Below are 25,641 nucleotides of genomic sequence, written 5' to 3'. Positions count from 1 at the left end.
CAGCGGCTTTTTGTTATCGCAAGAAATATTATTAGCTGAGAGGAGGGAAATTTTGGCAATTACAGGTCAAATCATTCGATTTATCTTTCGGAGTATAGGGAATGAGTACATTGTAGCTGTATTCCGTCCCGAAAATGGCAAAGATATGACTATTACCGGCTCGATCTATGGTGTTGAACTAAATGAAACAATCACGGTATACGGAGATTGGTTTATACATCCCAAATATGATGACCAGTACCGTGTCGAGCGTTGGGAACGTCCGATTCCGAAAAGCAAGGAACAGGTGATTGCTTTCCTCTCTTCGTCCCTGGTGAAAGGCTGCGGAGAGAAAAGAGCCAAGCAGATTATTGATGTCCTTGGTGAGAACGCATTAGATATTATCATGAAAGAAGGAGAAGCCTGCTTGCTGCCGATCCGTGGAATTGGTCAGCAAAAGGCATCTTCTATTGTCTCCAGTGTCCGGGCATCGTTTGAGGTTCAACAGATCATGATGGAGCTGTCACAGTACGGTATAAGTACAAGTATTGTCGTGAAGGCCTACAAAGAGTTTGGCTCCAACACGCTGGACATTATCAAGCGGAATCCGTACCAGCTCACCAAACTGGATCTCATCGGTTTTCTTAAGGCGGACGAAATCGCTAAAAGGATGGGCATTATGCCCAACTCAATGTTCCGGATTGAATCCTGTGTGGATTATGTTCTGAAAAAGATGTGCTTCGATTTTGGCCATTGCTTCATTCCAGAAGCAGAGTTGGTCGATGAGGTTCTGAAGGTTCTCAACCACAACACGGACGTTTACATTACGCGGGATGAGGTAGAACAGGGGATTTTTCAGCTGGAGGAAAACGGCCGCCTCATCATTGAGGAAGAGGGAGTCTATCCTCCTTTTTTGTATCGCTCCGAAAAGAGACTGGCCCAACTCCTGCTCAAATTTATGCGAAGCGGCAGTAACAACGTAAACATGGCTGCTATCGATACTGCCATCAAAGACTACCAGGTACGTTCCAAAATCGTATTGGCGGAAGGACAACGTGAGGCGATCCGGAAGTTGTTCACGGAAAACCTGTTGATCTTAACCGGTGGTCCAGGATGCGGGAAAACCGCAAGCGTAAAAGCCGTCATTGATGTGTATCAACGGCTTAACCCAGTGGCAAGTATTGCTTTGGCTGCACCGACAGGACGGGCCAGCCGCAAACTGACGGAGGTAACCGGACTGGATGCGGCCACCATTCACAGACTCATTAACTTCCGGCCGGGAGAGGAGCCTGAATTCAACGAGAGCAATCCGCTTGAAGCAGATTTACTCATCGTCGATGAAATATCCATGATGGACATACAGCTGGCCGATCTGTTGTTTAGAGCGATCAACCCGAACAAAACGAAAGTACTACTGGTAGGGGATCAGGATCAGCTCCCTTCCGTGAACCCAGGAAATGTACTAAAAGACATGTTAGACGCTGGCGTTCCGCACGTGCGGCTCACAGAAGTCTTTCGCCAGGCGCAAAACAGCCAGATTGTTACCAATGCTCACCGAATCAATAAAGGCGAGTCAATTGTCATTGATCCAGCGAAACAAGACTTTTACTTCATCCAGCGGGAAAAGCCGGAAGAGATCGCTGCTACGATTCGGAACAGCGTCGTGAGGTTTACGCAGCTTGGATACACCGCTGCAGATATTCTTGTCCTCAGTCCCATGAAAAAGGGGCCGATCGGAACGGAAGAGTTAAATCGTGTGCTCCAGGAAACCCTCAATCCCTCTGCCCCCAATAAGGAAGAAATCGTGGTCGGGAAAACAGTCTTTCGAGTCGGGGACAAGATTATTCAGACCAAAAACAACTACGCGAAAGAGGTTTATAACGGCGATATCGGTAAGATTGATCGGATTGATTACCTGCTGGACAAAGAAGGACAAGTAACGGAAGAGAAAGGTCTGTACTGCACGATCAACGGCCAAGCGGTGACATACACAAAGGAAGAATTACATGAGCTTCAACTGGCCTATAGTATCACCATACACAAGTCGCAGGGAGGGCAGGCTCCTATCGTAATCATTCCGGTATCCACCAGTCATTACATCATGCTTGCGAGAAATCTCATCTACACCGGAATCACTCGGGCCGAATGCAAAGTAGTTTTAGTTGGAACCAAAAAAGCCTTGCAAATTGCAATTAAGAACAACAAGATTGTGGCACGAAATACGAGACTAACCAAACGAATCGTTGAAGATATTCAGCTGTATGGACTGAACAAGGCAGCCCCTACTCATCCTGATTGGGAGGAGAGAAGGGCTGTTGATTTTTCCTAGCTTATAAAGGCTTGGGATGCCATTCATTACAAGAGAAAGGGGGTTAACTTGGATACCGCAGGCCAGCATTGCCGAACAACTCAAAGACGTGTCGGTAGAGTCGCACGTGCATGTCCGGGAAAACGAAGGCGACTTGGCCTGCGGCAAGATCAAGACAGTCAACCTGTTCGATAACAAATGGTATCTCAAAAGAAGTCAGCGTCTCGCGTAGGTAGCTGACCTCCGACCAGGGTACCGGATAGTAAAACGACTTTTCCATATGATCACGTTCCTTTTCGTGGAGCATAATATGACCAGTTGGGACAAAAAAAGGTTTTACACAACATTACTTTTGAATCAGGAGTGACCGGGATGGAAGTGACTCTGAAGTTTGACAGAGCAATTTTGCTGGATAGCACATACGATTGGGCTACGCTCCAGGAGAATGAGGCTGTTATCGGTCAGGTGAACGGAAGACTGGCAATTACTCAATACTTGTCGGGTGAGCAATGGGAAGACATAAAAAGACAGGGTAAGGAAGAGTATTTGCGGAGGAGGGAACGGGAGGCAAGCAGGACGTGAGATCAAGTTCCGGGGCAAATGCATTGCGGAGGGCGAGCTGAAAGGGAATTGGGTTTTCGGCGATCTGCTCCAAAAAAACGGTAAAGCATTTATCGCGCCGCATACCAATTTAGTTGCGGTTGACGGCCATATTGGGAAGATGCTGGTCATGTGCACGAAGTGTCCACTGATAGTGTAGGCCAATACACCGGCCTTCGCGACAAGAACGGCAAGGAGATTTACGAGGGGGATATTGTCCGCCTGGAAGACCGCGGGGATATCTTCGATCATGTCGTGAAGTGGCTTCCGGAAGAAGCGAGGTTCGTGTTTGAAACCACAGAAGAATGGTACGGGCCCGAAGAAATGGACTTTGATTTTTGTAAAGTGATCGGGAACGTATACGAAAATTTGGACCTGGTACCGGGCTGACTAACAAAAGAGAAAAGGAGTGATTGTAAAAGTAAAAAATCTCCTTTCCGGAGACCGTAACTTTTATTTTTAATTTCTTTCCGCATTGGAACTACAAGGATTTTCACCTGTAGTCCAATGGGTAAGCTTACATGAGCTTAGCCAATGTTAGACAGAACGCCAGAAAAGCTAAAAATTCTATTGTTCTGTTCATGGTATCACCTCCTTGAGAGGCAGGATTATTGTAGCACAAGCCTATGGTTTAAAACAAGGCATAAAACTTTCATGTCTCTTCGATCCACACCCCAACATAAAAATGAGGCACTCAGGATCATTTTTCGAAAAAAGTCCGACAAAAAGTAGGACAAAACCCGAGGGGAAATTTGAAAACAAACGAGGACAAAATGCTGGACGTTTTTATTTGGCCGGATCGGTACCCTTGAGTTTAGAGTTTTGCTCTTGGGAGATAGTGTGTCCTCCCTTATACACGGCGGTACTCGGGACGAGACGTAGGGGCGATGAGTGTTGTAGTCGAACAGGCAGAGCAACAGGAGTCCTATATGCGCGCATGACGACAAGAGCATGCACACTCCAAAAGGGTGTTAGGTGCGGCGGGCGCTACGGAGGATACTGATTTACTTGTATCTTTTTGTCATGCTATTAGATATGCCGATCCTCCCCAAGAGTGCAGTGGACGTGTCATTGCCGGCAAGTAAGGGGCAAAATTTGCTGGTTCAGGCTTGCAGACCCAGCTGTACCATCTCCTACAGTCTGTGACCGCAGCAGGCATAAGGATTGGCTCACGGCGGAACTCCCCTGCCGTAGCAAGTGGGGAAATAGTAAAAATGTTACAGGAAAATCCATCCTTTTGTCGAAGTATGACAGAAAAGGAGGTTTTTTCTTATGGCAATCAAAGAGAAGACTTTTAGTGCTTTTCAAATAGATTTGCACTACATTTCTACGAGAAAACAAGTACAATACGATTCTACCAAATGGGATGGCCAGATATTTGGTGATATGTTGAATAGAATATATCATCTCCAGGAAACAGATAAAACTTTGAAATTTAAAGATTCTTGGTTGATGTACCTTGATTATTTAGAGGTAGATGAGCACGTCATTTTCGGTCGATTTTCATCGGCAGGGTATGGCACAAATGGAGCATTAGTCCATGCTGATACTTTACAAAAAAGACCGAACCCCAAAAATATTCGTGAAGGCGAGGAACAGTACACCTATTTTTTAATCAGAAAAACAGACGGATTACTTCTTCTGCAAGGCCATATACAGTTGAACCGAGGAAAGGTACAAGAATACTTTGAGCGATTGGGTAGGCCAGACCTAGTACTTCATAACTTGACAGGAATAAATGTATGTACACTGGTAGACAATGATTTTTTCGAGAATATAAAGGCTTTAACTTCCGTTGACAACATATTTGTTGAGATAACCTCCAAGGAGGAATCTGATGAAAATTCAGCAGTTAAGTTGATGCAAAAACAAGTGGATAAATTGAAGGCAACTCACATAAAATTGGATTTCAGAGCGAAATATTCACGAAAAGGGTTGTCAAATGTAATTCCTTTTATAAATGAATATAAAGACAAAAAAGGTGTTACGAGTATTGTTGTTAAAGGAAAATTAGGACTAGCAGAAAAATCTATAAATCTTAAAGAGTCATCAGAAAAGTACAAAAGGCGCATTGAAGTTGATAGAAGTAATCAACCGATGATCGAATCCGTAAAAACAGCACTGGTAGATGTGGCAGGTAAACGGGCAGCACTAAGGAGATGAGCTTAATGAAGGCGTTTTTTAATGCCAATAAATTTCCGTGGGTAACATTTAAAAATTACTGGGGCTGTTCGACTAAGTCAGAATTAATCATGGATGTGGTTATTCCTTTCGTTTTAGGAATACTCATGGTTTTATTTACTACACAAACCGTATCTCTTTTTACTACATTTATCGAAAAGTTCCAAGGAATAAGTGGGCAAGTATTAACAGCCGTATCGATTTTGGCGGGGTTTAATGTAGCGAGTATTACAATCATTTCTACAGTACAAAGTGATACGATTGCAAAGTTAAAAAATGAGCCAAGTGAAGAAAATCCAAAAATAAATATGTTTGAACAATTAACTATCTATTTCTCATGGGCCGTGATTATCCAATTATTTGTCGCATTCTTTAGTATCATATTATATTATTTCGCTTCGTTCATTCCATCAGGTATTAAAGAATGGGGGGTACCATTATGGGCCTGGGGTATAGCAGTTATCTGGGTCGGTTTAGCAATACATTCAATATTCATATCTATAAGGAATATGAAAACCTTGTATTATTATGTAAATTTTAATCCCGATAAAAAGTGAATCAAAGTCCCCTACTGAAGTAAGTGAGAAAAAATACACTATTCAATGTCGAAATAATGTGCTGGCGGTGATTTTTGATGAATGAGATTAAATCTTTTTTATTCCAGGCTGTTGAACAACCTCATCCAAATACTACATATATTTGGAATTGGGAAATTAAACTAGCCAAAGACAAGGAGGGAAACTATCTTGGCAGTGCGCAAGAAGCACTTCGTCCACATTCACACACACACGGTTGGGTAGACACTAAAACAGACGATTTGCAGGCAGCTCTTGAGCATATGAAGTCGGTTTGTGAAAGAATGACGAGATAAGCACCCACACGGTGCTTTTTTCATGGAGGTGGGTGACGTGTAGTGCGGCAATTCATCGACCCAGAAACCAGTGAAGTTTTCTATGAGTAGCAACCTCCGGCGCCCCGACGAGATCATCAAGGTATTCCGGCCAGCTGGCCGCAGCGTTGAGTTCGTGAAAATCAAAGCCAGCCAGAAGGCAAAGCGACGGCTCAGAAAACTGGCACTCGTCGAGGCTGTTTTTTGATGAAGGTGGTATGAAAAAAACAACAAAAACTATAAGAAAGGAGGAAAGAAAAAGGGACTAGATGCCGCTAGTCCCTTTTGAATCTCAATATGAACACAAACAAATTATACCAACTTTATGTGTATTTGGTCAACCATTCCCTTGTTCGTATTCATGATGTTGCAGATGTGCTCGCGGTTCATAGAGCGACCGTTTGGAGGAATATACGGAAACTTGAAATTGCCAATCTGATCCAGACACAACGGACATGTGAAGGGGTCAAAATCGAAAAGGTGGGTGAGTGGCGGCAGGATGCTACCCAGGTTAAAGTCGTCCCAAGAAAAGCGCGGGACAGTAATGTTGCATTAAAGACGGTTCGTAAAGAAAAAAATAGGGTTCAGGAGGTGGGGGGCAGAGGAGACGCCAGAACGAAACAGGTCGTTCCCAATGTTGCAATGGGAATGGAAAGCGATGTTGCATTCGTCCCCAGCTGCAATTGCATGGATAAAGCAGGTAATGTTGCATTCCAAGAACCGGCAGCCGCTAATGGAGTATATAAAAAAAAGTATATATTACCCCAGTTGGTTACGCGCGCGTGTGTGAATCCTGCAACATTGGTAAATCAGCAGTCGGGGACCACGGCTCTAAAACCAATTGATTGTGACAAGGGGGAAATCACTGCGATCTCTCTCGCGAGTGTATTGATTTTGCCTACGAGAGTTTCCACTGATCAAGTACGAGCTGCTGCAACATGGATACGAGAATGGATAGACCTCCCGGTATATCTTCGTCATCTTGGGATTACGGTTCAAAGAGAAAACCGATCGGGTGAACATCCTTGCTTGTGCCCGCTACATGGGGATACCGAACCAAGTATGTATGCCAACAGGGAAAAAGGCATCTGGTACTGCCATGCCTGCTCCATTTCTGGCGATGCTGCGGAAATGGTTCGACACATGTACGGAATGCGCTTTGGAGATGCGGTACGGAAGGTGCTTAAGGACGTAAGACAGCTATTGTTCAAAGGCGAAACCCGAGTGCTTTTAGCAATACCAGGGGAGGCTTATCGGGCTTGGATTGATTGGGGGAAGTCCAGGAGAACCCGTGGTCAAACATTGCACAAGCGGGAGACGGCCATCGTTTCAAATAGTCTCCTCAAAATGCAACGACGGGAACAGGCCCATAAGTATGCTTCCGATCATTGTCTCTCCGATGATGCTCAGAACTATCTAAAAGAAAGGGGCTTGAATGCCAATACCATCCGAACGTATGGCATTGGATGGGATCAGAAGACCAACAGCATCGTATTCCCCAACCGAGACGCCGTAACGGGGGATGTGCTTGGATTTACGTATCGCTCAATCGTTCCCACTTCAAAAAAACGATACCGTAATACGCCTGACGACAGCCTCTTTCAAAAAGGGGCTGTTTTATTTGGTCTTTATGAAGTGATGGAAGAGGCAAAACGCAGCAAGACACTCTATTTGGTAGAGGGGGGATTTGATGCGATCTTATTGCGTCAAGAGCTTCGGGTACCGGCTACGGCCATACAAGCTTCACATCTATCAATAGAACAAGCATGCCTGATAGAGCGGGTTGTTGGAAAAGACGTGAAGATATACGTTGTCCGTGATAATGACGAGGCGGGCGAACAAGGAGCTGAATTGTCAAAGAAGACACTTCAAAGCAAGGGTTTCGAATATGAAGTGCTGAGGCCGAAGGATGTTTTTAAGGATATTGCCGAGCAACTTCAAACTGAAAAACAAGAGAGGATGAGAACAATGGACAAAATCAATCACATGAAAGTTTTACTGGGGAAACTGCCATTATCGGTTACTGTTCAGCAGGTGAATCGATACCTCGAAAATATTGAGCCGAGCGTTTTATCTGCTGATGAGCGACTGGAATACCATCTTTTGTATAGAGCAACAGAACACTTGGAAGCAGCTTTGTATGATCTTAGCTATTTGAACAAGAAGGTTTCCGCTCAGGGACGTTTGTACAAAAACAGCAGCGGCAGATATGCCATCAATGAGGATCATTACTTCACCTGCGGAGAGACCATCGAAATATTGATGAACGAAGAAGAGGACGGTGGATATTGGGTACGAACCAGGATTGAACATAATGGGGAAGACTATTACGCGGTAGATCGGCCAAAGATCAGTCTCCAAGGTACGATGGCGAGAGTTCGATATCGGCAAGGATGAAAAAAGGATGGTGCAGACAAGATGTATACAGGTTGCTTTGACATTACCCGAAACAAGAAGAATTTGTATGCTGTTGCGTGGTTAATTTCTCCAGAAGGAGAAAGGGTGTGGCAATTTCAAGAGCGTATTGAAGGGCTTGATCGGAACGAGGCGTACTATCATGCGCTCCAGGTGTTGCTTGAAGAAATACTCGCCCGTGGCATTACAGCGGTAAAGTTACTCGGTACAAATTCCCTTGTCATGAAACAGGCAAGTGGCCAATGGCAGGCCAAAAAAGCACGTCTGTTCAACTATTGTGTAAAGGTAAGAAGCATGCTTGCAAATCTTCAACATTTTCGGTTTGAGCGGTTGGATCGAGAGCAGCAGGAAGAGGAACAGGGGATGTCATTCAATTCTGTTACTCGTGTAGGAGGGGGAAATAAGGCGGAACAATTTGTCATGGTAAGTTTCTGGTAAATTGGTACTTGAAAACATTCCCATGATGATTTATGCTATGTATTGACAATATGAAAGTGCTTGAATTATACGCACATTCTGAATCGCTTGGAAAAGCGATATTTTTATTCCTTTCGTCGCTTAAAATACCCATTTTTGTATGATGATTGGGGGTTTTGTGGTTGAAATTAATACCCGTTACCTTACGTGACTTTCCGTATCTACAGCCGGTGGAGTGGACGTTCAAGAAAAAGGGGTATCGAGGAAAGGTTACATTTCGCCGTGATACCCAAACTTACGTTTTTGAGATTGAATCTCCAAAAAAGTATCGTTCATTGGATGACGGAAAGGAATTCACATCACTTGAGGAAGCAAGAAAAGCGGCAGAATCCAAAATTGACATGTTCGATACCGTATTTGGTCGGTTACTAGCTTTGAAGTAAGAGGCCCTGTTGCAAAGGGCTTTTTGTTTTGGGCACGTTTTGTGAAAGGAGGATTAAATTGGATGGGAGTTCTGTTTGAAATCAACAACCATGTGCAACGATTGCTTTCGGAGCGAGCCAAGTTGAAACGAGAGTTGCGTACATGCCCGCCCGAACGAGTGGCAATTCTACGAGAAAAGTTAGATGACATCAATAAACAGTTACTCAACCTGAAGGAGAGCCTTCCATGCTAGGACGCACACATATGACTGTTGCGGTTGCTGCGTACTGCTCGTACGTACTACCGCATCAATGGGATGAATTGCCGCTATGGGGAATGGGACTGGGCACGGTCATTTTTACATCGTTACTTCCTGATATAACGGAGCCAAGAAGTCGAATGGGTGGGATATTGATGCCCTTCATTCCTTCTTGGCTCCGTTCCTTTGCTTTCTTGGTGGTAGGAGGGATGCTGGTTTATTACGGATGGGAAAATCACGAACTGTTATTTATGGCCATTGGGGTTCTTCTGCTTTTACTGGTGCTTGTAAAAAACCGGGAAAGCCCTACACATGGCTTTGTGGGGATCGGAGTTGTCGTAGCATGTGCATGGTTGTATCAACCGAACTTGTGGATGCCGGCCCTGATTGGGTACGGTTCCCATCTTGCCTTGGATTTTATATCTGAGAAGATCGCGCTGTTTTCGCCGTTGAGCTCAAGGCGCTTCGGAGTAACGCTTTTTCAAACAGGTTCAACCGCTGAACGGCTGCTTGTCCAACGGGGGGCCACTGTCTACACAGCGTGGATTATTATTCAGTCATATCTCCCTGGTTAGGAGCGCTGCATTTTGAATGCCTGGTATCCAAACGGTACCGGGCTTTTTCTATTAGTGAGAGGCTTAGCAATACATGCTTGAAGGGAGGGAGGAATTTTGCGCAGCTAGCCTCGACATTTTCCCAATTGCTTAAAAAGGAAAGGTGAATTAGCATGAGCTGGACTGTCAAATCAGTCAAGATCCTGATGCTTGTTGCCATTTTGTTCTCGTCACTGTTTGTCCCGATTACTCAGTCTCAAGTGGCGTATGCAAATGCAAACAGCAAGCCAAATTTTGATCCATTTGGATTGACCGAAGGAAATCCCGAAAATGATTTTAGTCATCTGATCAACAAAATTTTTAACTGGGTTATCGGGATATCTTTAGCTTCATCCGTCATTTCTGGTGCATTGCTAGGGTTTTTTCTTAATTTCATCGCCTTGGGTCAAAACGCAAGACAGACCGCAAAAACATGGGGTTTCGGGATTATTATCGCATTGCTGTTGATCGCAAGCCTGGTTACGTTAGCCAAGGTCATCTACAACATGCTGCAGGTGTAGCAAAGACGGAGTGAGTACCATGCGTGCACGAGTACCGAAAGGGATAAAAAATGACATCCCGCTTTTCGTTCTGTCCAACACACAATGGATCATTTGCATTGTTTCATTTACCGGGCTGCTTGTCTCCGTTTCCATTGGTTTGTACGAGATTGTCCCCTTGTTTCCTATTGCAGGGGGCTATCTCATGTTTCGAAAAATCAATGGGGAATCTCCATGGATCGTGTGGTGGCGACGGTTTTTGTTCCGGTTGAGACCGAAAAGAGTGACCCGAAGGGAAAGGAGAGGATACATTGGACTCCAGAAAGAGCATTAGTTGGCCGGAGTATCTGGAACTGGAAGATGTCCAGGATGGCCTTGCGGTTCTTACAAACGGACGTTACCGAAAGTATTTGGAGATTTTCCCGATACCCTTAACGCATTGCTCGGAAAAAGAATTACGGAATGTCTACTTGGGTTGGCAGGATTTCTTACGGACATTGGAGATTGAGATTGCTTTGTATATCCAAAGTCGCCAGGTTGACCTGGAAGAAGTGATGAAAAGACAAAGGGAAAATCGAATCAATTTTGTCCGTACGTATAACGCTTCCGGTTCAACAGCGGAGGCGTTTTTGATGGAGCAAGAACACTTCAATCGGGAGTTGCTGGCATCGAGAAACCTGCCGGTTCGCCGAAACTTTCTTGTGTTTCCTTTAGATGACCCAACCCGCTCTCCTGAAAAAGCCAATGACTTTCTCAGTGATCGTATCGAGGAGTCTTTGGGGCGTATCCAACGGTTTGTACGGCGGTACAAACGTCTGGAGACACCGGAAGTTTACGACATTCTGCATGCTTGGTGCAATAAAAAACAGTCCAAGTACATCTCGGGTGTTGATCTCTATGAAAAGGGGTTTGACAGCTTGTTTGTGAGAGGGGTGCCCGCGTTTGCTTAACCTGAAAACAAAAGTCAAGTTCACCTGGTCGGCCAAGAAGGAAAAGGATGATGAATATCGTCCGATCGATGATTTTATTGAAGTGTTGGCTCCAAACGCTGCTGATCTCTCACCTGCTACGTACATCCAGGTAGGAGAGAGGTACATCCAATCGTTTTTTGTAGACGGGTGGCCGTCTGAAATTGACTTTGGATATCTGCACCCACTTGTGAGTTTCACTGGGGATATTGATTTCATCCAATATATCGCCCCTGTTGACAAAGACAGGATTTTGTCCTGGCTAACGACCCGTATTGAGGGAATCGAATCCAAACTCATTGATCGTGCCAATCAAGCGTCCAGCCGTGGTGTGCTGTCCAAACAAGAGGAACTGGCCATGCTCCAGCAATTACGGTCTGATATTGATAACAATCGAGATCGCATAATCTACTTCGATAACTTTATCATTCTGGCTGCCACAAGCCAGGAAGAGCTAGAAAAAAAGGCAGACCGCCTCATGTCAAAGTTCGGCGGGACCAAGGACTGCCTCAAGCCGGCTGACCATGAGCATGACCTGATGTTCAAAGCGGTCAGTCCTCTGGCCATCAAGCGAAAAGAAGCGTGGAAGGAGATGAATTTGGCTGCGGGAACTAACCTGTATCCCTTTACCGTTTCGGATTGGCCGCATGAGGATGGCCCGATATTGGGATTAAACTACGACGTTGGTTCTCCGGTCCTTTTCGATGGTTTCAATAAACAGCACGTCAACAATTTTGGTATCTCCCTTATTGGTGTTTCGGGTACCGGAAAAACCGCTATGCTTCAAAAGATCATTACAGGAGAGGTTCCTTTCGGCGTTTACCATGCGGTGATCGATCAGGAAGGAGACCTGAAAAAAACCATTGAAACCTTGGGAGGTATCTATCTTCCGATCAGCCGTTACTCCGATTTACGGTTCAACCCAGCAGACATCGAAGTAGAACACCACAAGGAACGCGGCTTCATTGTAGACCTGCAGGGGAAGGTCGAAGACATGGTCAACTTGTCAGCTGCAATGGCGGGTCTGACGGAGAGTGCGAATCATAAAGTGATCGCAGCATATATGGATCGGGCGTGGCGCAGGGCGTATGAAAAGTGTGGGATTACGGAAGATCCACGCAGTTTGTATCATGACGCTTATTTTGATCCTCAGAATAACCAATTCGTCACAAAGCAAAAAAAGAAACCGCCGCAATTTGGGAACTTTTATCATGAGTTTTGTTTGCTGGCGGAAGGGATCAGCGAGTTGCAAGGTACCGTATTAACCCTTGAACGATTCACGGATAAGGGAACCCTTGGGATTTTTGATTGTCAAACCAATGTGGAACTTGGAAAGGCACCTTGTGCAGGATTTGGTTTGAGGGATCTTCACAATTCGGAATTATTACCGATTGCCAACATTGTGGTTCTTTCTTATCTGGAGAACCGCTTTTTGAAAAAGCGCGATTTGGATGATGGCTCTTTGTTCCGCGTTGATGCGGACGAGTGCCAGGAACTGTTCAAAAACCTGTATTCGGCCAAGGCGTTGGAAACCTATTTCCGGCGGTTCCGCAAGAGAAAGGGAGGGCCGATTGCGGCAACTCAGAACTTCCAAAAGTTTTATGAGAATGAGCACGGCAGGGCAGTTATTCAGAACAGCGACACGAAAATTATCTTTGCTCAACACGAAGGCGATCTGCAGAGATGTGCCGAGCTGTTCAAACTAACCGAAGGGGAACTGGAATTTTTGGGAATGGGATTAGCTCACCACGCGATCATCAAGCAGCCAAAATACAGTGTGCGTGTGGTGACGCAGTTCTCTCCCTGGGAACAGGAGATTTTCTTCCCAGAGCATGGGGGGTGAGCAAACATTGTGGAGACGAGTCGTAATCCTTACTGTGGCCATTGTCATGCTTACCGGTGTTGGCCTGACGACATTTGGTGTGTATAAAGCAGATGCCGGTAAAGGTGGAGCTGTAGGGAGCTGGATCGGAAATCTTTTCAAAGACGGTTGGTTTGGAAAAATTTCAGATAAGGCAACGAAAGTGGGGGAAAAAGCGAAGAAGGTTTATGACAAGGCAAAATGGGGAGCGATCCTCACCGGTATTGGTGTTTCAGCGTATGATATTGCCTTTAATGACGCCAACTTCCTGGGGAGTAGTGTAGGTTTCGTGGTTCAGAAGGTAGCCGCATGGCTCGAACTCTTGATTCCACCGCCGGAGCGGCAAATCTTTAACTTTGAAATTGTGAAGAGCGAAGACGGTACGGAAGAGGTGCGATTTAAGGACAAAGACCGTTTTGCCTACTATCGCTTTAATGAAAGTACATGGCAGATCATTAAGTACATCTACTACTACATGATGGGAATCTTTTGGGCAGGAGCTGTCATTATCGTAGGGTATCAGGCAAATTACCTGATGTTTCCGAGCGGTGTTCAGGATCGCATTACTGCCCGAAGCATTATCTCCACCATGGTTCTTTCAGCGTTGGCAATCCTGTTTATCCCCTTTCTTGTGGGGATCTATTCCGATATTGCCATGCTATTTGTCGCCCTGTTCGCCAATTTGGTCGATCCGGAAATTGTCGTGCAGGGGTTATTGAATTACAGCATTGAGGACAAGTTGACGGAAGCATTGCTGAAATTGATCTCTCTGGCTCAGCACGGGATGATCTTTTTTATTTACTTCATGCAGAAGATTGTCATCATGGGGTTATTGGTGCTGTTCCCGATCATTGCGATGCTGCAAAATTTTCCCTCCAAGCGTCACCTGTTTGGATTGTGGAATCGGGAAATGCTGACCAACCTGTTCACGCAGCCGGTTCATGCCTTGCTCTACTGTTTTGCCTTCAATCTCATGCAGGATGCCCCTGATGTGGAGAAGATTGCCTATTCAGTAGTATTATTGCTTGCGATTATTCCAGCTGGCGCTTTTGTGCGGGAAGTATTTCAAGGTGGTGGATTTGCTCAAGAGGGAGCAGGTTGGATGCGGAAGATGGCCTATCTGACTCTTTCGGGTCTTGGAATTGCGGGTGTCATGAACACAGGGAAGTTAGCCATGCAAAGCTTTCACGGGATGCGTGACGCTTATCAACAAAGCGGCTTGGCTCAACCCGGTGAAAGTCTAAGGCAGTCCATTGGAAATACCCTGCGGCGTGGATTCCAGTTTAGTGCAGGCGCTTTTGGAGGATTAGCGGGAATGGCATTGGCCGGTGCGCCCGGTATGTTAGCGGGAACGAAAGTGGGTACCAGACTGTCCGGATATGCAGCCAACCAAATCACCGCGGCAGCGTCGTCACCGGAAGTACGAAAAGGTCTCCACAGCGTAGCATCTCGTCTTCCGTTTTTGGATCGTGATTATCATCGCCAAAAGGCAGCAGCCTACCAGCAGATGATGGAATTACCACAAAAGTGGGCAGAAGCCCGTCAGCGTGAAGAGGAAGCAGCATTTGCTCTCCGTCAGGTTGACAGCCAGATTAGCCCGGTTTTTGCAGCGAAGCAGGATCACATGCAAGCCAAACGTAACCTTGATGCTTTGTATCAACAAATGGAGCCGGAAGAACGCGTAAAAGCAAGAAACCTGTTGCAGCAGCATGAAGGGGCGTATCATCGTTCACGGCCGCAGCTGATTCATGCCAACCAGACGGTTCAGGATGCCAAGCAAACGTACGAAAGGGCGTTGGCAGATTACCAAGCCATCAAAACAAATACACCGAAAAAGAACATGGCCCGCCAGCAGGTGGAACAAGCCTACAAGCAGTTACAGCAAACGAAACGGGCTGTAAATCCCGTTTATCGGAGCGAAGATGTTCAATCAATCATGAAAGCAGGTTATCGCCCTGGTTCTTCCCTTGCTCAATATTGGGAAGCAGGCTATCAGGTGAATCAGGCTGCACAGAGAGTACAGCGAGCAGAATCTCATGCAGGTGCTCGATACGAGGAGTTGGAACGAACCTATCAAGGAGCAGCGGAAAACTATCAACAAGCGTTGGCTGGAAGGATGAACGCGGAGGGGCAGAAAATGCATCTTGAAAAAGTTACCGGGAAGGTGATTCCTTTACCTTCTTCTGGTCCATCCGTTCCTGTGAGGAAGTACCGCATTGAACCGGTATTTACGCCAGCGCCGCAGCAAACAGCTCTCCGGCCCGTATCTCAAGGGAAAAGTTCACTCCAAAATTCATCGGGGGAGGCATTTCGGCATCCCTATCGACAAACGTCTGTGAACGTTGAACCCGCATGGTTCGCTAATCCGGTTACCGAAAAACAAGCGTACACACTAGAAAAATTGGGGGTTCCAGCAAGCACAGTAAAGAACAAGGGGGAGGCACACTTGATTATCAGCAGTTTCAGAAAAGGTGAAGAGGGATTGGAACTCCAAAGGAGATTCCGTAAAGAATGATGGAACGGTTGAAAAAGGTGGGCGCGCTCATGGCCCGCCTTCTTTTTCGTTATGTCAAACGGATGGTGTTCTCTCTCATTGTGAGCATGATACCACTGCTTTTTATTGTGCTTCTCGTGATGTTAACCCTAGACTCGATGTTCAATCTCACGGGGGGAATGCTGAACTTTACCGGAAGAGATGATTTTGATCCGAAAATCGGTCTGGAAATCAAAGCGGCGTATGAGCAGAAAGCAGCTACATGGAAAGAAGGATTGACAGAAGAGGAAATTGACCAGGTCTTCCAGCATGATCATCAACTTTCATGGGGCATTCTGGCTGCTATCGACAAACTAGCCTACAACTTCGACGATCTATCCCAAATGGAAAAGTATCTGAACCAAACCTACGAGCTGGTCAAGCCGGAGTTTCGCTTCCGAATCGCTTGTGATGGCAAAACTCTTCTTGATTTTGCTCATACCTACATCGGGACCTATCAGTATCATTACCAAACCGTTTACGAAAAGCAGCCGGACGGCACTCAAAAATGTCGTGAGGTGTTGGCCCGCGTAGACACGGACTTCACGTATGAAAAGCTGAAACAGGCACTTCGACACTATGGCTTGGAAGATAACCAGAATGTTGACATCGTAATTTTTCAAGCCTATGGGTTTGATCGGGACTTGAAAGATCCTCGCGTGAAGTACCTGCTGCCACCGGAAATGCAACAAGTGATTGCCCGTTCGCCGATTGGTTCTGCCCCCAGAAATGAGTGGGGAGAAATCGACTTGTATGCTCTCCTGCCGGAGCGAACGCCAAAGGAGTATATCGAATACATGAATGTAAAAGTTCAAGTGTACGACAATTCGTGGCGGATTCATAATGGCAGGACACCACTTGGCACACTGCCCCGAAGAGGAAGTGAAACACGGTTTGGAACGATAGCGGTTGCCAAAGATAACCCTTACGGTCTTCAACTCGGTATGAAAGTGTATATTCCGAGGTACGGTTACGCCGTTGTGGAGGAATTCTCAGATAACATCAATGATGACATCCTAACAGATCGTTTTGTCGATGAGGTGGCCCAGTATCTTTTCTTGTCCTATGATCTCCTCACTTCCTGGTTAGACGATATCACCAATCGAACCAAGAAAGAGGAAGTCGTTTATCTCTTCATGGGGGGAGAAGATACAGACGAGGAGAAGTTGGTCAAGGCACAAGCTTCCCTGAGTAGTGCATTTACGGTTTATTATCAATCCATTCCCATATACATTCTCGACCCGGACTTTCAAATTCAGCCACCAAACTTTGAAGTGGAGGGGAATACATTTTGGGATGGCAGTACATGGCCGATTACCAGCTGTTTTTGTTACCGAGAACTATTTGGCAAGCGAGAATTCCACGATGGGGTTGACTGGGGAGTTCCTGAACAGGTTCCAGTCCTGGCGATTAACTCAGGGCTCGTGCAGATTGCGAAAAACTCGGACTCTGCCGGAAATTACGTAGCGTTAAAACTGGATACACAAGTCCATGAAAATAATCGGACACAGGACATTGTTGTGCGGTATCTGCACTTAAGTAAGTTCGTGGTATCTCCTAGGCAGAGAGTGCGGCAGGGGGAAGTGATTGGGTATGTTGGCAGCACGGGGCGAAGTACTGGCGCTCACCTTCACATGGATGTCACTATTGGAGGAAAACGTCGGGACCCACTCAAGTGGATCGACTTCATGAAGGCAGACGGTCTGCTGGATGTTTACGGAGAACAACCCGAATTCGAAGGGGGCGAGATTTCCAATCCGGATACAGAAAGGATGGAGTATTTTGGTGAATTTGAGATCACTGCTTATACAGCTGGGAAGGAATCGACCCGGAAGGAGCCAGGAGATCCTGGTTATGGGATCACGGCTTCCGGAAAACCTGTACGTCGTGATCATACAATCGCAGCCGATTGGACGGTTATTCCCGCCGGTAGCATTGTAAAGATTGAGGGATTGGAGCCCTATTACGTGGTCGAAGATGCGGGTAGTGACATCAAAGGAAATCGGATCGATATCTACATGCCCGAGTTAGAAGATGCTTTGCAGTTTGGAAGACAAAAACGTAGGGTCTGGATCATCAAACAATAGGTGGGATCGTATGAAAAAGTGGGGATGGTGTCTCATGATTGTTTGGTTGTTGCTTAGTTCAGTTGCTTATGCCGAGCAAGAGCAGCAATCACAAAACGACTTGGCCAATCGCATCTTATCTGGATTAGAGGAAAATCAAAAAGGAACATTCATCATTAAGGAGTCGTCCTCTTTAGAAAACGATGCGTTTCTGGACTGGTTGGAGAAAAAAACGGAAGTCATTCGATTATGGCTAACAGAACTATCTGTGAAATTATCAGTGAAGTTCCTTTTGATGGCGGGACCGTTTCTCATTTTGGGATCGGTGCTGCTGTTTTTTATGGGACTGAAAAAAATCCTGGCATGGATCTGGTCATTTGTTGGCTTTGTTGGACTCGGCTTGTTTTTGACGATACATGCCGTTCCATTAATACGCAAGTTCATTGAATTCCTCCAATGAGGTGATTATCATGAAAATTGTTTTTGCCACAGGGGATGAAGCGCTGGATGATTATGTGAGCAAAAAAGATGGCATTTTGGAAGCCGGAAGGGCATTGTATGCGGAACAGCTTGTCACCATGGTTGCTTCCTTGAAACCGGACGTCGTATTGTTTTCGGAAACCATTCCGACTTCCCGTTTTGATCAGAATGCAGGACATGTGGGGGCGGAGGCAAACATTCTCAAAATATTGGAGTTGATTGTCGAGGAAGGGATTCGTGTTGTCATGATCCTCAATGAACGCCCGCCAGGTCATCCCTTTTTGGAAAGACTGATTGGATTGGGAATCTATGATTTGATCATGGGGGATACCATCAATGTGGATCAAGTGATTACCGCCCTTCACCATCCTGGAACTCGCAAGCAGGTGAAACACCTTCTTTGTCAGGAAGAGGAACTTACATCGGAGGATACCTACCGAGCAAAAGAAATTAAGCTGGTAGCGACTGAAGAGAAAAATCAGGAAGGTTCTCAACGGCCGATTGGCCAACGGGTATTCCGATTTACCAAGTCCGTGAAGGATGTAAGAGAAAAGCTACGAGAGAAATGGGAAGCCCGCGAGAAGGAAAACAAACCAGCTCCCGAGACAACATCGACGGTCGAGAAATCGGTTGTAGAGGTTCGAAAGAAAGAACCGGAAGCGACTCCAGAAAAAGTTATCGTGCTGTATTCACCCGAATCGACTGGTAAAACATATGTCGGCGTGAATACGGCTATTGCCGCAGCCAAAAGATTGCAGGTTCCCGTTCTATACAAGGATTGCACGACGACATGCAAGACGAAACTTTGGTTTAACGCGCCAACGTTTCCGTTTACGCTATCCGACATTCCCCTTACGGTCGCAGGGAGGAAAGCTAAACCTTTTGCCAAGATTGGAGTACTGATTGTGGAAGCGGCCAATAAGGAAGATATCCCACCAGGGGCTGTTGTGTACGTAATCGTAGACTCTGATTACGCCCGGCAAGTGATCATCAGTAAGTCGCTGGATGGAATTCAACCCGTCGGATTGATATGGAATATGGCATATGATGGTGCTTGTCATCCCCAAGAACTGATTCCTCTCCTCCTTACTTTGGCGATTCCGTATGACCCTGAGAACTATCTGGACATTGCTAACGGCATCCCCCGAGCGTTTACAGATGAGGGGCTATGCGATCGATTGGTCAAGATCGTTCAAATGGATCCACTCCATCAGTACATGAGAAGTGGTATCGGATGAAGATGCACGAAATGCGTGTATGGCAGAAACGGGATTATCGTTTGTTCTTTTGGATGATGGCAACCGCTGCCATCTGTTATCTATCCCACTTTTATGTAGGGATGTTTCTTTTGTACCTGGCTGCAACTCTGTATGTAGGAGCCGTCGTTCTTGTTTTCTATGGGGTTGGCAAACGCAATACGATCAAGCAAGGTTACTATCGAGAAGCCAAGCAGATGGGCCTAGAGAGAACATTTGTGATCCCCTACAACGAGTCCAACGACGAAATTTGGTTTGAAATTCATTTGATGGAACCAGTTCAAAAGCAAAGAAGTACACCTGTTCGGTTATTGAGGCAGTACATCAGGGACTTGCGACGGTTGTACGACTTCGCCAAAACATATCAGAAAAAGAGGGTGGTTTACGTCGGAACCACCCATCAAACGTTGACGATTGCAGCGATGAAGGAAGCCATACGGCTAGGCCTTGTTTATGAGATAGCACCCATCATTCATGACCAATCGGCTCCAATGACAAAAAGAGAGTGGAGAGGTGTACTAAGGAAGATGTATGGTGACGATCAAAACATACGAGCCCCGGCGAAAGGGGAGTGGCGCACACTCATTGTTCGTGTGGAAAACCCTTGATGACTGAAAAAACGAAAGGAAGATGGTTATGCTCGCTACTCAAACAAAACGCGTATTTTCTACAGTTCCCTTGAAAAATAAAGACGTAACGGTTGTTTCCCCCGATCAACTGCTGTCCCAAGTGCAAGAGACTCAAAACTCAATCGTGTATCTTCTCTGGCCAGAGGATAAAGTTCTGCTTCCTCTTCTGAGGGATCATGCAACAGTGTATGTTCTCGGGAATCCTAAGCATGAACAATACGTTGAAGAAATGAAGGATGCACTACGGAATGGTGCCCATGACTTCCTTGATCGTACGGATCACGTTTCCACCGCTTCATATGATACAAACAATTCGGAAACGGATACGAAGCCTGTCGAACACGTTATTCGCTTGGTACCAAGGACAAGACCAACTTCTTCGGTTCCCCGGAGTAGAGAACGTTCGATGTTTTCGGAACCGATTGAACATGAAGAACTTCAGAGGGAGGAAGAAAAACCAGAGAACCATCATCTGAATGATAAGCAACCCGAGACTGTATCCGTCAACTTTACACGCCTGGATGAACTTCACTTCCGTCCCATTGGGGGACGACAAATGTTTGTGATCACCTCAACAAAAGGGGGGATCGGCAAAACTACTGTCGCCATGAACGTGGCCCGGCTGTTGCATGCTCATGCAAACGGTCGGGTCATTCTTGTTGACTTGATGCACCCACACGGCAATGTAGCAACACGAATGCGGATCAAGACGGAGGTAAATCTGAAAACGTGGGAGCCGTACTTCGAAAACAAGGCGCAGGTAACCGATCAAGTAGTTCTCACCAAATTAGTGGTCAAGCACCCAAACGGACTGTATGTGCTGCCAGGTGTAAATGTGGGCCAATCTTGCTCTCCCGAACTTGTCGGCTACATTTTGACCCATCTCAGTCGGACATTTGACTACGTGGTGATTGATATCGGGCCAGAGAGGCAAGACCTTCTCAGTGTGGCGATGTCGATGGCGAACAGAACCCTGTTGGTCGTTGACTACGATTTGGCAACTATCAAGGATTCACAGGAATATCTGGATCTTTGGAGCAGACGGCAACAATCCCTGGAAAAAGTCAATGTGTTGGTCAATTTTGAGCCGATGAAAAAAGACCGGAATACCCTTACGAGGGAAAAGTGCAAAGCATACTTTAACGGGTTGTCCATCATCGGTTTTTTGCCGGAGGCGTCCGGCATGCGGGCCATTCACAATGAGGGTAAGGTGCTGGTACAAGAAGATAAATCCCATCCCTTTTCTGTTGCTCTTATCGGAGTGATGGAATCGCTCGTATCCGGATTCGTGGTGAAAGAAAAACGCGGATTTTTTGCAAGACTGTTTGGAGGGAAAAAATGATGAAAAAGAAAAAGTGGTTAGCAATTGTAGTGGCGCTTTCCCTAGTGGGAAGCGCCCACTCTTTTGCGTCCGCGGAAAAAAAGGCTACGGTATCAATTCCGGAAGGGACGAGCGCTTATAAAATCGTGGACAAGGAGGGGAATTTTGTAGATTTGGAGTTTACGTACAAAGAGGATCAAATTACTGTGGTGGTTACGGTTCCTGAAACCAAAATCGATCCCAAAATCATAACGGTTCCTCTCAAAAAAAGAGAAAAGACGGACGAAGACAGTACTGGAGAAAAGGATGATTCTACGGTTAGCGTACCGATGGATTCAGTAAACCATTGGGCCAGAAACGACATCCTGCTTATGAATCAACTTGGTTTACTGAAAGGCTATCCAGATGGAACTATTAAACCTGAAAGAACCATCACGAGAGCGGAATATGCTGCGCTCTTGGACCGTGTGTTAAAGATGACATCATCAGTTCCTCAGCCAGTGGACACAGCGGTCTTTATGGACGTAAAGCCAAGTGACTGGTTTTTCGGTCCGGTTTCTTCTCTTGTAGTCCGCAAAAACATTAATCCAGTCATATATTCGGAAGGATTTTTCTTCCCTAATGAGGCGATCCCACGCGAAGAGATTGCCAACTGGACAGCCATAGATGTTCCAGAAACCTCTTTGCAGCAAGTTATGTTCAAAGACGAGAATGCCATAAAGTATCCAACAGACGTGAAGAAAGTGGCTGCTGCAGGGCTATTGAAGGGCTTTCCAGATGGAACCTTTCGCCCCTCCGGAAACACCACGCGGGCCGAAGCCGCTACCATAATAGTCCGTTTTCTGAAAATGAAAGGAATTATCTATGAACAAAACGAGCAGGAAATCTAGATAAAGGGGAGTGGGACAATGAAAATCAAATATTTGGAAGGGGAGGAAGACATTGAATAAGGCATCAAAAACTTTACTGGCGCTTTTATTTGTATTCGCACTTTTTACAAATAATAGCTATTTACAGAAGGTTTCTGCAGCTACACAATCAAGGACATTTCCAGAAAGCACCTCACAGTCACAGACAGCAACGTGGACGATACCAAACTTAAAGTCTGTAAATAGCGTTTCTGTGAATACAGGTACAGTAACATATACTATAAGTGGTGATACAATTACTTTTACATTAAAAAACGGTTCAATTTCGAGAAGTGTTCAAACAGGAGGATCACCTGCCGATAGCAAGTCAATCTCAAACTACAGTCCAGGGACCCGATACTTTTATACTAACCACAATAGTGCTTCCTCAGGTTCATGCTCATATACAACGGCCCCAAGCTCAATTAGTTATGGACCTGATAGTGGAGGTTATTCGGGTACTCTTTCCAAGACTGAGGGTATCCATAATTATGCTGGTACTTGCACGAAAGCAGACGGTTCCCAACAAACTCAATATTATGCTAACTACTCTTACTCGGGAACAGTAACGAAACCTGATACACGTACCTACACTTATTATTATCAATACACTGTTACTTTAAATTACACTGATAATTCAGTTCCAGTTATTAATATTACATCACCTGCGAATAATCAAACATTATCGGAAGTGTCTGGCCACAATAAGCTGTCAATTTCCGGTACTGTCCAAGATACTGACGTAGGTGATAGCCTCACGGTGAAATATCAAATTAACAGCAAAGCTGTACAGACTCTCCAGACTCTTACAGCGACCGGAAGTAGCCAGAACATCAATAATTACGATATTTTAGTTGATGGTTCAATTTCCGAGGGAAGCCACGTTGTGAAGGTGTGGGTTGAAGACGATAAAGGCGGAATTAGCAGTATTGGATCAAGAAATTTTGTGGTGGACAAAACCCCTCCAGCAGCACCAACTTTTTCGGAAGATCCAATCTGTCAACGCCGGAATTAATTTGACCCACGAGCGCCGGTATAATTTTGACCCACCTGTGCGCCTGGTGTCGAATAGATTCCGGTTTTTAGTTTTTCTTTGAGCCGGTAGCTGTTCCCCCGGATGTTCACGACGTGGGAGTGATGCAATAAGCGGTCGAGAACAGCTGTAGCAAGAACGGGATCGCCCATGAGTTCGCCCCATTCGCCAAAGCTCTTGTTGCTAGTCAGAATCATGCTTCCTTTCTCGTAGCGTGCACAAACCAACTGAAAAAACAGGTTTGCAGCGAGCGGATCGAGGGGGAGGTAGCCCACCTCGTCCACGATGAGGATGCGTGGCCTGAGATATACCCTCATTCGTTTGTCCAGGCGATTCTCTTCATAAGCTTTTCGTAAATCGCCCACGAGCTGCGCGAGAGAGACGAAATACACAGGCAATCCTTGTCCAATGGCCTCCATAGCGATAGCAACGGCTAAATGCGTTTTCCCCACGCCGGGAGGCCCGAGAAACAACACGTTTTCTTGCCTCCCAACGAACGTCAGCGCAGCCAGTTCACGAATCAGTCGTTCATCAATCCCCGGTTGAAACGAGAAGTCGAATTCGTTGAGCGTACGCCGATAAGGGAGGTGAGACAGCTTCATGCGGACCTCTACATTTCGGCGCTGGCGATCCTGAATCTCAGCGTCCAGTAGATCATTGAGGAAAGAGAGATACGTGCTTTGGCTCCGGCTGGCAGCTTCCAGCTTGGCATCAAGCGATTGGGCGGCTTGACCCAAACCAAGTTCCTCCAGACGCTGGCGGGCTTGTTCGAGCTCAATCATGCGCCCACCTCCACAAGACGTTCATACACGTCCAACGGACGCACTTCCACGTCTTGTACAGGAATCTGAACGCCTTGCGGCTTTGGATAAGCATATCCCTGAGCTGTACTCAAATTCGTGTATTGGTCCTCACACATCACTAGCCTTCGGGATTGGTACTGCTTCTCGTGCCGGGCGATGAGCTGCTTCTCGCAGTATATTTCGACGAATCTGTTTACCTCTCGTACCTTTACTTCACGTCCGCTATACCGCCATGGAACGCCATAACGAACGCCGTCGTAGCTCACAAATCCGTCACGGCTTACTTTCCTCGGTTCAAACCGGTACTTTGCCCATCGTTCCGGAGACGGAAGCATACCGAGCTTCTCTTGTGCCAAGCGATCGATCGGTCTTTCCCCAGTTGTACCGTGGATACGACGGTTTTGCTCATCGCACCAGTGTCTGGCTTGGCGATTTAGGTCACCAAGATCGGTGAATGATCGCCCTGGCATGAAGTTCTGCTCGATGAACTGAACGCTTCTCTCGACCTTTCCTTTCGTTTGGGGACGTCGTACGCGGCAAACTTTGGGGATCAAGCCGATAGCCGCAGCAAAATCTTCAAACAACGGATGCCATCTCGGCTTTCGATCATCGCCCATGCCAAGAATAACGGTCTTCATTTGGTCGGTTAGCATGGTCTTTGGAACACCGCCGAAGTATTCCAAACCGTTCATCAAGCAGCGTAAGAAACTGTGGATGTCACAGCGCTTTGTAAATTCGATGTACATCGCTCGGGAGTAACCCAACACCATCGTAAAAACGGGGATTTTACGCACTTCACCGTTTAAATCGATGTACTCGCAAATCTTCCAGTCCACTTGGGCTTGGTGTCCGGCTTTTGTCTCATAGCGTTGCACCGCAGGTGCCTGTTTTGGAGGTCGACGGGGCTTCACATAGTCCTTGATGATCGTAATGCCCCCCGTGTAACCTCGCTCTTTCAAGAGACGCAGCAGCACTTCACAATTGAAAATTCCCTTTTCGAGGTATAGATCCAGCAAGGCTTTGAACGGATCGAGTTTTGAGACTCTCTTCTTACGCGGACGAGGTTCCGGAATTCCTTCTGCGCGGAGGTATTTTCGTATGGTATTACGGGAATGACCCGTTTCCCTTGTGATTTCGCGGATACTCTTGCCGCTCACTTGAAGTTCGTGTAATCTGATCACAGTCCCACTCCTTAGCATATGTCTCCCCTCTGAAGCTA

General features: G+C 46.2%; 23 protein-coding genes. 21 read left to right on the top strand and 2 right to left on the bottom strand.

The features are described from left to right. Window positions 1-52: 52 nt before the first annotated feature. The 21 genes from NST96_RS16605 (at window position 53) to NST96_RS16505 (ending at window position 23,601) form a co-directional block, all read left to right on the top strand. Window positions 53-2,308 (top strand): ATP-dependent RecD-like DNA helicase, encoded by a 2,256-nt coding sequence (locus NST96_RS16605; RefSeq protein ID WP_342404242.1) that lies wholly within the window; start codon window positions 53-55, stop codon window positions 2,306-2,308. Window positions 2,309-2,659: 351 nt separating this feature from the next. Then, the gene (locus NST96_RS16600) at window positions 2,660-2,869 is read left to right on the top strand and encodes a hypothetical protein (protein ID WP_342404241.1); all 210 of its coding nucleotides are present in this window, start codon (window positions 2,660-2,662) and stop codon (window positions 2,867-2,869) included. A 150-nt stretch (window positions 2,870-3,019) separates the two neighbouring features. Next, on the top strand, window positions 3,020-3,277 hold the full coding sequence (locus NST96_RS16595; RefSeq protein ID WP_342404240.1) for a YopX family protein: 258 nt from the start codon (window positions 3,020-3,022) through the stop codon (window positions 3,275-3,277). 882 nt (window positions 3,278-4,159) lie between these two features. Beyond that, window positions 4,160-5,050 (top strand): hypothetical protein, encoded by an 891-nt coding sequence (locus NST96_RS16590; protein ID WP_342404239.1) that lies wholly within the window; start codon window positions 4,160-4,162, stop codon window positions 5,048-5,050. A 5-nt stretch (window positions 5,051-5,055) separates the two neighbouring features. Further along, a complete protein-coding gene (locus tag NST96_RS16585) occupies window positions 5,056-5,625 on the top strand; it encodes a hypothetical protein (RefSeq protein WP_342404238.1) in 570 nt (189 codons plus the stop codon). A 77-nt stretch (window positions 5,626-5,702) separates the two neighbouring features. Beyond that, a complete protein-coding gene (locus tag NST96_RS16580) occupies window positions 5,703-5,939 on the top strand; it encodes a hypothetical protein (protein ID WP_342404237.1) in 237 nt (78 codons plus the stop codon). 315 nt (window positions 5,940-6,254) lie between these two features. Continuing rightward, window positions 6,255-8,354 (top strand): DUF5348 domain-containing protein, encoded by a 2,100-nt coding sequence (locus tag NST96_RS16575; RefSeq protein WP_342404236.1) that lies wholly within the window; start codon window positions 6,255-6,257, stop codon window positions 8,352-8,354. 21 nt (window positions 8,355-8,375) lie between these two features. After that, entirely contained in the window at window positions 8,376-8,810 is a 435-nt protein-coding gene (locus NST96_RS16570; protein ID WP_342404235.1) for a reverse transcriptase-like protein, read from the top strand. Between the two features lie 161 nt (window positions 8,811-8,971). Next, complete coding sequence (locus NST96_RS16565) at window positions 8,972-9,232, top strand: hypothetical protein (protein WP_342404234.1); 261 nt, start codon at window positions 8,972-8,974, stop codon at window positions 9,230-9,232. A 226-nt stretch (window positions 9,233-9,458) separates the two neighbouring features. Then, entirely contained in the window at window positions 9,459-10,046 is a 588-nt protein-coding gene (locus NST96_RS16560; RefSeq protein ID WP_342404233.1) for a metal-dependent hydrolase, read from the top strand. A 152-nt stretch (window positions 10,047-10,198) separates the two neighbouring features. Then, complete coding sequence (locus NST96_RS16555; RefSeq protein ID WP_342404232.1) at window positions 10,199-10,585, top strand: hypothetical protein; 387 nt, start codon at window positions 10,199-10,201, stop codon at window positions 10,583-10,585. A gap of 290 nt (window positions 10,586-10,875) precedes the next feature. Continuing rightward, on the top strand, window positions 10,876-11,514 hold the full coding sequence (locus NST96_RS16550; protein ID WP_342404231.1) for a hypothetical protein: 639 nt from the start codon (window positions 10,876-10,878) through the stop codon (window positions 11,512-11,514). After that, the gene (locus NST96_RS16545) at window positions 11,507-13,375 is read left to right on the top strand and encodes a hypothetical protein (protein ID WP_342404230.1); all 1,869 of its coding nucleotides are present in this window, start codon (window positions 11,507-11,509) and stop codon (window positions 13,373-13,375) included. The genes NST96_RS16550 and NST96_RS16545 overlap by 8 nt, the downstream gene beginning before the upstream one ends. 34 nt (window positions 13,376-13,409) lie before the next feature. Further along, the gene (locus tag NST96_RS16540; RefSeq protein WP_342404229.1) at window positions 13,410-15,908 is read left to right on the top strand and encodes a hypothetical protein; all 2,499 of its coding nucleotides are present in this window, start codon (window positions 13,410-13,412) and stop codon (window positions 15,906-15,908) included. Continuing rightward, window positions 15,905-18,013, top strand: coding sequence for a peptidoglycan DD-metalloendopeptidase family protein (locus NST96_RS16535; protein ID WP_342404228.1), 2,109 nt, complete (start codon window positions 15,905-15,907; stop codon window positions 18,011-18,013). Before NST96_RS16540 ends, NST96_RS16535 begins: the two co-directional genes overlap by 4 nt. A 10-nt stretch (window positions 18,014-18,023) precedes the next feature. After that, window positions 18,024-18,452, top strand: a complete 429-nt coding sequence (locus NST96_RS16530) for a hypothetical protein (protein WP_342404227.1) — start codon at window positions 18,024-18,026, stop codon at window positions 18,450-18,452. A gap of 10 nt (window positions 18,453-18,462) precedes the next feature. Continuing rightward, window positions 18,463-19,710, top strand: coding sequence for a hypothetical protein (locus NST96_RS16525; protein WP_342404226.1), 1,248 nt, complete (start codon window positions 18,463-18,465; stop codon window positions 19,708-19,710). Continuing rightward, window positions 19,707-20,336: a hypothetical protein gene (locus tag NST96_RS16520; protein WP_342404225.1), complete on the top strand. Its 630-nt coding sequence runs from the start codon at window positions 19,707-19,709 to the stop codon at window positions 20,334-20,336. Before NST96_RS16525 ends, NST96_RS16520 begins: the two co-directional genes overlap by 4 nt. A gap of 427 nt (window positions 20,337-20,763) precedes the next feature. Further along, entirely contained in the window at window positions 20,764-21,699 is a 936-nt protein-coding gene (locus NST96_RS16515; protein WP_342404224.1) for an AAA family ATPase, read from the top strand. After that, window positions 21,696-22,568 (top strand): S-layer homology domain-containing protein, encoded by an 873-nt coding sequence (locus NST96_RS16510; protein WP_342404223.1) that lies wholly within the window; start codon window positions 21,696-21,698, stop codon window positions 22,566-22,568. Before NST96_RS16515 ends, NST96_RS16510 begins: the two co-directional genes overlap by 4 nt. Window positions 22,569-22,620: 52 nt before the next feature. Then, a complete protein-coding gene (locus NST96_RS16505) occupies window positions 22,621-23,601 on the top strand; it encodes a hypothetical protein (RefSeq protein WP_342404222.1) in 981 nt (326 codons plus the stop codon). On the opposite strand, the gene istB is transcribed toward NST96_RS16505, so the two are convergent. Both istB and istA read right to left on the bottom strand, forming a co-directional pair. Continuing rightward, complete coding sequence (istB, locus tag NST96_RS16500) at window positions 23,598-24,401, bottom strand: IS21-like element helper ATPase IstB (RefSeq protein ID WP_024982952.1); 804 nt, start codon at window positions 24,399-24,401, stop codon at window positions 23,598-23,600. The two genes, NST96_RS16505 and istB, sit on opposite strands and share 4 nt — an antisense overlap. After that, window positions 24,398-25,621 (bottom strand): IS21 family transposase, encoded by a 1,224-nt coding sequence (gene istA, locus NST96_RS16495; RefSeq protein ID WP_024982953.1) that lies wholly within the window; start codon window positions 25,619-25,621, stop codon window positions 24,398-24,400. The genes istB and istA overlap by 4 nt, the downstream gene beginning before the upstream one ends. Window positions 25,622-25,641: the final 20 nt, after the last annotated feature.

The sequence above is a fragment of the Brevibacillus sp. FSL K6-2834 genome (genome assembly GCF_038592925.1).
Lineage (GTDB): Bacteria > Bacillota > Bacilli > Brevibacillales > Brevibacillaceae > Brevibacillus > Brevibacillus borstelensis.
Note: the sequence above shows the minus strand (reverse complement) of the source record. Positions and strands in the feature narration are given on the sequence as shown.